Source organism: Micromonospora sp. NPDC006766 (assembly GCF_040636055.1).
Lineage (GTDB): Bacteria > Actinomycetota > Actinomycetes > Mycobacteriales > Micromonosporaceae > Micromonospora.
The window spans coordinates 1-10,883 of record NZ_JBEYIX010000089.1 but is presented as its reverse complement, the minus strand read 5'-3'; the positions used below and the strand labels follow the sequence as shown (position 1 = coordinate 10,883).

Annotated in this window: 11 protein-coding genes; 3 read left to right on the top strand and 8 right to left on the bottom strand. The window is 73.8% G+C overall.

Annotated features, from left to right (window positions below; genetic code table 11):
* Nucleotides 1-392 precede the first annotated feature (392 nt).
* Nucleotides 393-2,237, top strand: a complete 1,845-nt coding sequence (locus tag ABZ671_RS31690; RefSeq protein WP_357864998.1) for a hypothetical protein — start codon at nucleotides 393-395, stop codon at nucleotides 2,235-2,237.
* Here ABZ671_RS31690 and ABZ671_RS31685 read toward each other — a convergent pair.
* The 8 genes from ABZ671_RS31685 to ABZ671_RS31650 all read right to left on the bottom strand — a co-directional run bounded on the left by ABZ671_RS31685 (nucleotide 2,216) and on the right by ABZ671_RS31650 (nucleotide 8,436).
* Complete coding sequence (locus ABZ671_RS31685) at nucleotides 2,216-3,205, bottom strand: carcinine hydrolase/isopenicillin-N N-acyltransferase family protein (RefSeq protein ID WP_357864997.1); 990 nt, start codon at nucleotides 3,203-3,205, stop codon at nucleotides 2,216-2,218. The genes ABZ671_RS31690 and ABZ671_RS31685 overlap by 22 nt on opposite strands.
* A gap of 9 nt (nucleotides 3,206-3,214) precedes the next feature.
* Entirely contained in the window at nucleotides 3,215-3,718 is a 504-nt protein-coding gene (locus ABZ671_RS31680; RefSeq protein WP_357864996.1) for a DUF1203 domain-containing protein, read from the bottom strand.
* 86 nt (nucleotides 3,719-3,804) lie between these two features.
* Nucleotides 3,805-4,629: a MerR family transcriptional regulator gene (locus tag ABZ671_RS31675; protein ID WP_357864995.1), complete on the bottom strand. Its 825-nt coding sequence runs from the start codon at nucleotides 4,627-4,629 to the stop codon at nucleotides 3,805-3,807.
* A 56-nt stretch (nucleotides 4,630-4,685) separates the two neighbouring features.
* Complete coding sequence (locus tag ABZ671_RS31670) at nucleotides 4,686-5,588, bottom strand: DUF5715 family protein (protein ID WP_357864994.1); 903 nt, start codon at nucleotides 5,586-5,588, stop codon at nucleotides 4,686-4,688.
* 98 nt (nucleotides 5,589-5,686) lie between these two features.
* Entirely contained in the window at nucleotides 5,687-6,493 is an 807-nt protein-coding gene (locus ABZ671_RS31665; RefSeq protein WP_357864992.1) for an isocitrate lyase/phosphoenolpyruvate mutase family protein, read from the bottom strand.
* Nucleotides 6,490-6,969: a hypothetical protein gene (locus ABZ671_RS31660; RefSeq protein WP_357864991.1), complete on the bottom strand. Its 480-nt coding sequence runs from the start codon at nucleotides 6,967-6,969 to the stop codon at nucleotides 6,490-6,492. The genes ABZ671_RS31665 and ABZ671_RS31660 overlap by 4 nt, the downstream gene beginning before the upstream one ends.
* A gap of 151 nt (nucleotides 6,970-7,120) precedes the next feature.
* Nucleotides 7,121-7,861, bottom strand: coding sequence for a helix-turn-helix domain-containing protein (locus tag ABZ671_RS31655; protein WP_357864989.1), 741 nt, complete (start codon nucleotides 7,859-7,861; stop codon nucleotides 7,121-7,123).
* Between the two features lie 41 nt (nucleotides 7,862-7,902).
* Nucleotides 7,903-8,436 (bottom strand): 2'-5' RNA ligase family protein, encoded by a 534-nt coding sequence (locus tag ABZ671_RS31650; RefSeq protein WP_357864988.1) that lies wholly within the window; start codon nucleotides 8,434-8,436, stop codon nucleotides 7,903-7,905.
* 63 nt (nucleotides 8,437-8,499) lie between these two features.
* Here ABZ671_RS31650 and ABZ671_RS31645 point away from each other — a divergent pair, with 63 nt between their 5' ends.
* Entirely contained in the window at nucleotides 8,500-8,922 is a 423-nt protein-coding gene (locus ABZ671_RS31645; protein WP_357864986.1) for a nucleoside deaminase, read from the top strand.
* 79 nt (nucleotides 8,923-9,001) lie between these two features.
* Entirely contained in the window at nucleotides 9,002-10,750 is a 1,749-nt protein-coding gene (locus ABZ671_RS31640; RefSeq protein WP_357864984.1) for a DEAD/DEAH box helicase, read from the top strand.
* Nucleotides 10,751-10,883: the final 133 nt, after the last annotated feature.

Genomic DNA, 10,883 nt, shown 5'->3' with positions numbered 1-10,883 from the left:
TCTTCGTACCGGACCTGATCTGGCGCGTCTCACGCCTTCCCGGCATTCCAGGCAGCTACTGACTGCTACCACCCGCTTGCGCGGAATGGCTCAGTACGCTGCAGAAGCGGGTCCACTACACGCGCGGCTACCTGTCCAAGCTGGAGAACGGTATCGCGCCCCCCAACCGCGAGGCGGCCGCGATCCTCGACGCGGCGCTCGCGGCAGGCGGCTTGCTCGTCCGGCTCGCCGAGGCTGACCGCGCCATGAACCCGCACCGTGGCAGGGCCCGCAGAATCATCCCGGCGATGCTGCCGCCCGCGCCCACCCGCTTTCACCGTGACGACCCCTGCCTGGACACCATCCTCGATTGCCTCCGACCCGGACCCGATCAGCCCGGCCAGGTTCCGACCGTGGTGGTGCACGGAATCGCCGGGATCGGCAAGACGGCCCTCGCGCTCACCGCCGCCCACACCCTCGCGACGGACTATCCCGACGGCTGCCTGTTCGCCGATCTCGCGAGCTACGGCGACAACGAACCGGTCCCCACGACCCAGGTCCTCGACACCTTCCTACGCATACTCGGCCTGGACGGCGACGCGATTCCCGCCGACGAGCACCACCGGGTCGCCCTGTACCGGAGCGTCCTCTCCGGCAGGCGGCTGCTCGTCGTGTTGGACAACGCCAGGCAGAGCAGGCAGGTGAAGCCCCTCATCCCCGGTACGCACGGCTGCGCCGTGCTGATCACCAGCCGCAACAGTCTGCCCGCGCTCGATGCCGACGCCGTCGTGCCCGTAGGCCCGCTGGCGGCGTCAGCAGCGCTCCGGGTTCTCGGCGCCGAACCCGAAGCGCCTAGCCCGGACGTGATGAAGGTCGCCGACGCCTGCGCCGGGCATCCACTCGCGCTGCGCATCGCGGCGGCACTTCTCGACGGGAACCCCCCGGCAACCGCCGCGGAGCTCGCCGCGCGCCTGTCGACCGCGGACCGGCCGGCCGAGGTTCTCCAGGACGACGAACGGCGCTTGGCCGACACCCTGAGCGCAGCGCTGATTTCGCTCTCCGCCCTTGACGGCACCACCATTGCCCATCTCGCCCTGCATCCGGGACCCGCGCTGGCCGCCACAGCGGCCGGCTGGCTGCTCCAGCAACCGGCCGAACGGGTCGCCACCGACCTCGCCCGGCTGCACCGAAGCGGACTACTCACGAGCGACTCCCACGCACGGTACGGCTTCCACGACCTGCTGGCCCCACTCGCACGGGACCTGGCCGGCCGACGCATGGAGCTCGGGCCCCGTGACGCGGGTCTGCGTCGTCTGGTCGCCGGCTACCTGCACGCCGTACGCGCCGCCAGCGTCACCCTCTCGCCGTACCGTTTCCAGCCCGCACCGGCGGCCGACCCGCCGGCCGGGCCACTGGCCTTCGACTCCCGGGCGGCCGCCGTCGCCTGGTGCTTCACCGAACTCGACAACATCGTCGCGTTGATCAAGCTCACCTTCGAGCGACACTGGAACGCGGCATGCTGGCAGCTCGCCTACTGGATGCGCGACTACTTCTTCCTGTCCAAGACGCTCGACCGCTGGATCTTCACCCACCGGCTGGCCGTCGAGGCCGCCGAACGGGATGCCGACCTCTGGGCCCAAGCTGTCTCCCACAACAACCTCGGACTCGGCCTCGTCGAGATCGGCGACGTCGACACCGGCATGACGCACTTCCGCCGAGCAATGCGGACGTTCGGCGACCTCGGCGACACGCTCGGCCAGGCCGTGACCTACGGCCACCAGGCCTGGGCAAACTACTGCCTCGCACAGTACGTGCTGGCACAGCGCCAGGTTGCTCGGGCGGTCAGCCTGTACCAGCAGCACGGCGACCAACGTGGCTGCGCCATCAACCTGCGCACCCTTGGCCTGATAAACATGAATATTCCCGGCGCCGACGCGGAGGCGCCCCTGCTGCGGTCGCTGCGCGTCTTCGCCGACCTGGAGCTCCCGTTGGATCAGGCCATGGCATTGAATTGCCTCGGCGAACTGCACCTCGCTCGCGGCAGCCACCGCAAAGCGGCCCGGAGCTTCGCCGACGCCGTACGCACCGCCCGGAACTGCCTCAGCGAACAAGAACACGCCCGCGGACTGGCCGGTCTGGCCGACGTCGCCACAGCATCCGGGCACGACTGGATCGGGCAGATGCTACGACACGCGGCGCAGTGTGTGGAGACTCAGCCCCAACCCGCCGAATCGGCTCAGCTCATCGGCAGCCGGTAGGCGCGCTCGCCGCCGCCGGCGGTGACCAGGCGCACCTCGCCCGTCTTCAGGCCGTACACCACCGACCAGCGGGTGTGCGCCTGCCGCACCGAGCCGAGCATCCGCAGCGCGGTCGGCGCGTCCACCGCCCCGCCGGCCCGGTCCAGCGCCTCTGCCAGCAGCCCGTACCGGTGGTCCCGGCGCAGGTCGCGGTCGGCCACGCCGACGGCGGGCACGTTGGTCAGCGCCTGCCACGTGCCCCGGCCCCGCTCCGCCCGCATCTCGCCGTCGACGAACTCGACCACCGCCGAGGCGCCGGTGGCGTCGGCGAGCAGGTAGTGCAGCGGCGGCCCGCCCCCGAAGTCGAGGTTGTACCGCTCGAACACGGCGATCGCCTCGTCCACGGTGGCTGCCTCGTCGAGCACCAGCCGGAGGATGCGCACCGAACCCGCGGTCGGGCGGCCCGGCACCGGTCGCGCGGTCGCCCCGTCGTCGGCGGCCAGCCCCACGGCCAGGCCGCGCTCGTTCATCCCGTCGAACGGCAGCAGCGGCGCGTCGAGCAGGCGGCGGTCCCCGGTCGGGTCGTCCCCGACGCCGAGGTAGGACATGTCCACCAGCGAGATCGAGGCGTACCCGTCGGGCGGGTCGGTGCGCAGCACCAGCGCCGGGTTCGGCTGCCAGTCGAAGTTGCGCCCGAACAGCGGGCGGCTCCGGTCGCCGAGCGCGGCGAACAGCGAACAGCCGAACGGGCTCGCCTCGGCGGTGCCGGAGATGCCGACCGTCGGGTCATAGTCCCCGACGTAGGTCATCTCGTACAGCGGCAGGTCGTCGACCTTGCGGAGGCTGGCCAGGGTCCGCTCGACCTGGCTGGCGTCCTGCCGGGAGGCGGTCGGCGCGCCGGCCGCAGAGGCCGGGGGCCGCTCGCTGGCGGCGCAGCCGGTGCCGGCGAGCAGCAGGGCGAGACCGGTGGCGAGGAGAATCCGGCGCATGCCGCGACGTTAGAGGCGGCGGCGACGATTGTCCACATCGGGCTGCGAGCGCGCGATGGCGAACATGAAGCAGCCGTACACGACGTTGCGGCTGTGCAGGCGGTCCACCGCCGGATCGGCGAGCAGTTCGTCGATGATGTGCTCCGGGTCGTCGCCGTCGTGGAGCCGGCCGCCCACGATGCGGCCCCGGCGGTCGTACGCCCGCAGCACCTGGGCTCGTCCTCGCCAGTTCGGCGGATACCCCGGGTCATGGGCCGGACCGGGGCAGTCGGCGTCGTGGGCGAAGACCGGCCCCACCTCCCGGTACGGGCCGGCCGGCAGCGGCGGGGCGTACCCGAAGAGCAGCAGCGGCTCGCCCGCGGCGGCGTCCCGGAGGCAGCAGCGCAGCGGCTCACCTCCCTCGGCGGTGAGCCGCTGCGGCGGCTGGCCGGACGCGTCCCGGCCGGTGCGCCGCACCTCGGCCAGCGCCTCGCCCGGCATCGGCTGAACCAGATACCCGGTAGTCGTCGTCACACCTCCAGCCTGGCCCGGGCGGGCGGTAGGTGCTGGCGGCTATCGGACCTCACGTGCCCGCCGCCGGCCGACCGCGCCGACTGCCGTCAGCGGCGGGAGACCGGGATCTGGAGTTCCGTCACGCCTTGCTCCGGCTCATCCGGGCAGTAGTCGAGGTAGACCTCGCGGGCGTGTCCCTCGGCTCGCCAGCCGTTCTCCTCGATCCAGCGGGCGAGCACCTGCATGCTGACCTCGACCTCGTCCATCGATCCGTTGTGCACGAGGGTCGCGGCGGTGCGCACCGCCGGCAGGTCGACCACGGCGAAGTCCCGGGCGGCCGCCGGGCCCACGCTGACGGTCACCCCGGCGTGCACGACTACCGCCTCGCCCTCGCCCTCCGGCTCGTACCAGGCGATGGCCGGCCCGGCCGGGCTCACCTGTGCCTTGTCGAGTCGGCGGAACAGTTCCGGGTAGAGCGGCTGGATCACCGGGCTGATGTCGAGCGGCTGGTAGCTCCCGGCAACTGCCGTCAGCTCCGCGATCCGCACCGCCGGGGTCTCCTTCAATACGACGTCCTCAGTGGTCATTCGACCCTCCGTCTCAATCATTCGGAGCCTCGCCTCGATCCCGGCCAGCCGGGCGGTGTCGGCGGCGACCTGCGCGGCGAGCTGGGCGCGGCGCAACCGCAGCATGCCGCGCAGCTCGGAAACCTCGACCTCGTCGTCTAGGATGGCCCGGACCTGGTCCAGGGTGAGCCCGAGGTCCTTGAGGGCGATCACCCGGTTGAGCCGGCCCAGCTGTGCCGCCCAGTAGTAGCGGTAGCCGGTGTGCGGGTCGACGGCGGCCGGGCGGAGCAGCCCGATGCCGTCGTAGTGCCGTAGCATCCGAACCGACACCCGGCCGAGTGCGGCGAATTCTCCGATGGTGAACATGGCCCCCTCACGCTCGCCCCTGACATGGTGTCAGGGTCAAGCGCGCCGGGCCGGACTCACACCCCCATCTCGGCCTCGTACGCCCGGCGGAGGCGGCGACGGGCGGCGGGCGCGAGGCAGACGTGCCAGATCTGGCCCTCGTCGACCACGTTGATCTCACCGGCCGCCTGCCGGGCCAGCAGCAGATCCGCCAGGGTGTCCCGGGCGTCGAAGCGACGGAACCAGGCCAGCTCCAGGTCGGCCGCCCAGCCGAGGCAGTGTGCGCTGGGCAGCGTGGCGGCGTGCCCGAGGCGGCGTAGCCGGTACTGGTGCTCGGCGCTGCGAGCCAGGCTGGTGACCCAGAGCGGCGGGGTGCCCGGCGGGGCGGCCAGCGCGAACTGCCGCCCGATGTCGTTGAGCAGGGCGACCACCTCGCGCCGGGTGCGGCGGAACACCAACTCGGCGGTGCGCGGGGTGGCGTCCGGCAGCAGCCGCCGTCGCACCGCCCGCCACCCGCGGCCGGCGACGGTCGCGGGCTGCTCCTGATAGCGGAAGGCGAGCAGCCCGCGCCGGCGTAGCCACTCCAGGTCCACCAGGTCGGTGCTGGTGTCGACCTGCTGGTCGGTGAGGAAGGCCGGCGTGTCCCGCCACCACATCAGGTCGATGCGGGTGAGCAGGTAGCTCCGGACCAGCGCGGTGAGGTCGGATGCCGTGCCGCGGTCGCCGGACTGGTGGCGGGCCAGCTCCAGCAGCAGGGTCTCCCGGGCGCCGATGAGCCCCTGCGGGGTGGCGTCGAGGACCGTGGCGATGGCCGGCTCGCACAGCCGTTGGTCCAGCAGCACCTGGCGGGCGTTGGTCGATGGGGCGTCCGCCAGGGCACCCGCCTCGATCAGCAACTCGGCCACTGCCGTCCGATAGGCGGCCAGATCCGGCACCCGAGTGTCCGGGCGCTGGTCGGCGCTTCGGCTGGGCACTCGCATGGTCGGTCCCCTCTCCAGGCAGACCACGGTGTGATTGGCACTGAACACACCGTAACGACCAGGAACGCCGGTTCCACGAACAATTCTCCTGTATCCCCCTAACGATGGCCGTCGGTCCGGAACCGCTCGGTCAGCTCCTGCACCCATCCGTACGCGGGCACGTCGGGCAGGTCGGCCTCCCGGCCGGCCCGGACCGCGTCGGCGACGTCCAGCGCCGCGCCGAGCGCCGCCCGGAACAGCAGGGAGCCCGTGCTGACCCGGGCCACCCCGAGCCGGCCCAGCTCGGCCAGGCCGGGCCCGCCCGGGCGGTGCAGCACGTTCAACGGCCGGCCGGCCTGCGCCGCGAGCAGCCCGACGGCGTCGTCCGGTGCCCCGGGTACGAACAGGCCGTCCGCACCCGCCTCGCGGTACGCCCGAGCCCGGCGCAGTGCCTCGTCCCGCGGCTCGGGCACGCCGAGCCACCAGGCGTCGGTGCGGGCGTTGACGAAGAGCCCCGGCACGGCGGCCTTCACTGCGGCGATCTTGGCGGCGGCCAGCTCTGTCGGCGCGAGACTGCCGTCCGGGCGGCCGTCCTCGAGGTTCACCCCCACCACGCCGAGCGCGGCCAGCTCGGCGACGTAGTCGGCCACCGCCGCCGGGTCGTCGCTGAAGCCGCCCTCGACGTCGACGGTGAGCAGCACCGGCAGTTCGCGCAGCCGTCGGGCGAGGTCGCGATTCTCGTCCTGGGTCGCACCGGCCGCGTCCGGCTTTCCGCTCGCGGCGGCGACCCCGAGGCTGGTGGTGCCGATCGCCGAATGCCCGCAGGCGGCGAGTGCGGCGGCGGAGGCGTGGTCCCAGGCGTTGGGCAGCAGCAGCGGTCGGCCCGGCCGGTGCAGGGCGTGGAAGGCGGCGGCACGGTCGCTCATCGAACGGTCACCTCAATGCTCGTGGGAACGCGAAGAGTGGGATGCGGCGCGTAGCGGATCACGGCCGCGGTGGGGTGGCAGCGGCGGCGCAGCACGTCAACCACCCCGGCGGCCAGGGCCCGGGCGTGCCGCTCGCCCGGGCAGCCGCGGGGGCCGCCGCCGAGGGTCAGGGACCCGCCGGGTCGGCCGGGCAGGAAGCGGTCCGGCTCGGCGAACACGACCGGGTCGCGGTTGGCCGCGTCGAAGCGGAGCAGCAGCGCGGCCACCGCCTCGTCGGCGCGCGCCACCACCGCCGGGTCCGCGCCGCCGTGGTAGGCCGCCGCCACCGCCGCCACCACCGGGCCGACCACCGCCGGATCCGCCAGGCCGAGCCGCGCCGCCAGCACCGCCAGGGGTACGCGCCGCGCCAGCCGGGCCATGACGTCGACCCGATCCCCGGCCTGGTCGAGTTCGACCTCGGTGAGCACCGCGGACACGTCAGCGTGCCGGGTGACGACCCACCCGCCGTCGACGGGTACCGGCGGCCCGCCGGCGGGTGTCGGGTAGGGGCGGAATGGTCGGCCAGCTCATTGGCCGACGGTAGGGCGCGTTTCCTTCGGGCTGCGCCGAACTGTCGACGGGCGGCGGTCAGGCGCGGTGGGCGGTGCTGTCGCGGGGTGGAGTCAGGTCCGCCGCGTCGACGCCGAGGGCTGCGGCGAGGGCGGGCCGACCGGCCTGGGTGAGGCGGACAGCCCGGCCGGTGCCGCGTACCGTCCAGCCGAGGTCGAGGAAGCGGCCGCACAGCGCCGCGCCGAGCGCTCCGGCGAGATGCGGACGGCGCTCGGTCCAGTCCAGGCAGTCGCGGACCAGCGGCCGGCGGGCGGCCCGCAGCGGCTCGACCGGCACGCCGATTCCGGCGAGCCACCCCACACCGGCCGGGCTGAGCGCGAGGCCATCCGTCCGGTCCAGCACGCCCCGGGCCAGCAAGGCGTCGTGCAGCAGCACGCCGAGCCGGCCGGCCAGGTGGTCGTAGCAGGTCCGGGCGTACGCCAGGGCGGCGCCGGCCGAGGCGGCGCGTAGCGTGCGCGGCGGGGTCGGGGCAGCCGGGGCGTGCCCGGCCAGGTCTTCGATGAGCTGGGCCACCGACGCGTCGGCGAGGCGGACGTACCGGTGCCGGCCCTGCCGCTCCTCGACCAGGAGCCCGCCGCGCACCAGCCGGGTGAGGTGCTCGCTCGCGGTGGAGGGGGCCACCCCGGCGGCCCGGGCCAGCTCTCCGGCCGTCCAGGCCCGCCCGTCGAGCAGGGCCAGGCAAAAGCTCGCCCGGGTGTGGTCGGCGAGCAGCGCGGCGAGCCCGGCCAATGAACGGCCGTCGATGCTGGTCGGGGTCATGCCTCATGCTGGCACGGGCACCGTTCGGCCCGGGCCGCACGTCAGCCGGTCAGCCGGGGACCCGTGGCGAGCAGGTCGATGACCGCGCGGGTGTCGCTGTCGTAGCTGCGCGCCGCGACGAACTCCCCGGCCGGCCGGTCGAGCCCGGCCACCGCCCGGGCTCGGCGCCGGTCGGCATCGCCGAACCGCAACGCCAGGCTCAGGTGCGGGACCCAACGCCCGGGCAGGTGCCACGGGTGCGGGCCGGGGGCCTCGGCGAGCACGTCCCAGACCGCGCCGTGCAGGGCGACCAGCTGAGGGCCGGGCCGGACGAGCCAGACCAGCGGGGAGTTTCCGCTCAACACTGCCACCCGGTCGAGGCGGGCGGGCAGGGGCAATGCCGCGGCGCAGAGGTCGGCGAGACGCTGCTCGGTGCCGGGTGGGAACTCGTCGACCGAGGCGAGGGTCAGGTGTGGGCGGTTGGTCGGGTGGGTGTTGCGCGCCAGGCTGGGCAGCCCGGCCTCGGCCAGCCGGTGCCAGGCTGCCCGTACCGCCCCGTCCAGCTCCCGCGAGCAGAGCAGTTCGACCGTACGCACGCCGTCAGGCTATCCGTCTGCGGTGTGCCGCGACGTCCCGTGGGGAATGCCCATGGAATGAGTGTGCTGACCGAAACCGACGAACGTCATCTGCGGCGGGCCATCGAGCTGGCCGTCGCCGCCCGGGACGCGGGGGACGGACCGTTCGGGTCGTTGCTGGTCGATACCGAGGGGCGGGTGCTGGCCGAGGAGGTCAACAGCGAGCGCACCGACGCCGACATCACCGCGCATCCGGAGCTGAAGCTGGCCCGCTGGGCGGCCCGGCACCTGCCCGCCGAGGCGGCCGCCGTCGCCACCATGTACACAAGCTGCCAGCCGTGCGGCATGTGCGCGACGGCGATCGCACGTTCCGGCCTGGGCCGGGTGGTGTACGCGCTCAGCGCCGAGCAGCTGGCGGCCCTGCGTCCGGCGCCGGCGCCCACCCCGGTGGCGTACGCCGGCCCGGCGCTGCTCGCCGAGGCCCGGGTGCCGGTCGAGGCGCGCTGACCGCGGCCGGAAAGTGGCCATGCCGACGGTTGTGCCGGTCGCCGCGACGGCTCGCGGCAGGTGATGAAAAGCTTGGAACATGAGTTCCGCACCAACGCCGACCGACACCACCCTCCCCGACGCCGCCGACGCGGCAACCACCTTCGCGGATCTCGGGCTGCGCGCCGAGCTGCTGGGCGCGCTGGCCGCGCTCGGCTACGAGGAACCGACCCCGATCCAGCGGGAGGCGATCCCTCCGCTGCTCGCCGGCCAGGACCTGCTCGGGCAGGCGGCGACCGGCACGGGCAAGACGGCCGCCTTCGCCCTGCCGCTGTTGCAGCGGATGCCCGACGACCGGCCCGGTGGGGATCCGGTGTCGCTGGTGCTGGTGCCCACCCGGGAGCTGGCGGTGCAGGTCTCCGAGGCGTTCCACCGGTACGGCAAGGACCTGGGCACCCGGGTCCTGCCGATCTACGGCGGCCAGCCGATCGGCCGTCAGCTGCGCGCCCTCGACCTGGGCGTGGACGTGGTGGTGGCGACGCCGGGCCGGGCGCTGGATCACATCGCCCGGGGCACCCTGCGGCTGGGTTCGCTGAGCACCGTGGTGCTGGACGAGGCCGACGAGATGCTCGACATGGGCTTCGCCGAGGACATCGAGGCGATCCTGGAGCACGCTCCGACCGAGCGGCAGACGGTGCTCTTCTCGGCGACCATGCCGGCGCGGATCGACGGGCTGGCCCGCAAGCACCTGACCGATCCGGTCCGCATCCAGATCGAACGCGAGCGGCCGGTGGCCGGCGAGGCGCCCCGGGTGCGGCAGAGCGCGTACATCGTGGCGCGGGCGCACAAGCCGGCCGCGCTGGGCCGGGTGCTGGACGTGGAGTCGCCGACGGCCGCGATCGTCTTCTGCCGCAGCCGGGAGGAGGTGGACCGGCTCACCGAGACGATGAACGGCCGGGGCTACCGGGCCGAGGCGCTGCATGGCGGGATGAGCCAGGAGCAGCGGGACCGGGTGATGGGCCGGCTGCGGGCGGGCACCGCCGACCTGCTGGTGGCCACCGACGTGGCGGCCCGGGGCCTGGACGTCGAGCAGCTCACCCACGTGGTCAACTACGACGTGCCCTCGGCGCCCGAGTCGTACGTGCACCGGATCGGCCGGGTGGGCCGGGCCGGCCGGGAGGGGGTGGCGATCACCCTGGCCGAGCCGCGTGAGCACCGGATGCTCAAGACCATCGAGCGGGTCACCGGCCAGCGGATCACCGTCGACAAGATCCCGACGGTGGCGGACCTGCGGACCCGGCGGCTGGAGCTGACCCAGGCCGCGCTGCGGGAGTCGCTGCTGGAGGACGACCTGGAGCCGTTCCGGGCGATCGTGGAGTCGCTGACCGACGAGTTCGACCTGATGGAGGTGGCGCTCGCCGCGGTGCGGCTGGCGCACGAGGCCACCCTGCCCGGGACCTCGGACGAGGAGGAGGAGATCCCGCAGGTGCCGGTCCGCCCGGCCCGGGAGGGCCGACCGGGGCCCGAGGGCCGGGAGCGGCGCGGCGGGCGGCCCCGCGCTGGCGGTACGACGCAGGTCTTCATCGGGCTGGGGCGGCGCGCCGGGGTCCGGCCGCAGGACCTGGTCGGGGCGATCACCGGGGAGACCCGGGCCAGCGGCCGGGACATCGGCTCGATCGAGATCGCCGACCGGTTCTCCCTGGTGGAGGTCCCGTACGCGCTCGCCGACGAGGTGATCCGGGGGCTGCGGGACAGCACGATCAAGGGCCGCAAGGCGACCGTACGCCGAGACCGGGACGGCGACGGCGAGCGCTCCTTCGACAGCCGCGATCGGCGCGAGCGCCGATAGTCCGGCTCGATCCCGCGGATACGGGTCGGGGGGGGGGGGGCCCCCCCCCGGGCCGCCCCCCGGCCCCCCCTGGCGATAAGGAGATCCCAAAAAAGAAAAAAACACACAACCAAAAATATAGTGGGATGCGGGG

Excerpts from the sequence above, each read along its gene's own strand:
- ABZ671_RS31685 (WP_357864997.1), bottom strand. The coding sequence starts at position 3,205 with ATGCGCCGGATTCTCCTCGCCACCGGTCTCGCCCTGCTGCTCGCCGGC.
- ABZ671_RS31675 (WP_357864995.1), bottom strand. The coding sequence starts at position 4,629 with ATGTTCACCATCGGAGAATTCGCCGCACTCGGCCGGGTGTCGGTTCGG.
- ABZ671_RS31670 (WP_357864994.1), bottom strand. The coding sequence starts at position 5,588 with ATGCGAGTGCCCAGCCGAAGCGCCGACCAGCGCCCGGACACTCGGGTG.
- ABZ671_RS31665 (WP_357864992.1), bottom strand. The coding sequence starts at position 6,493 with ATGAGCGACCGTGCCGCCGCCTTCCACGCCCTGCACCGGCCGGGCCGA.
- ABZ671_RS31655 (WP_357864989.1), bottom strand. The coding sequence starts at position 7,861 with ATGACCCCGACCAGCATCGACGGCCGTTCATTGGCCGGGCTCGCCGCG.
- ABZ671_RS31640 (WP_357864984.1), top strand. The coding sequence starts at position 9,002 with ATGAGTTCCGCACCAACGCCGACCGACACCACCCTCCCCGACGCCGCC.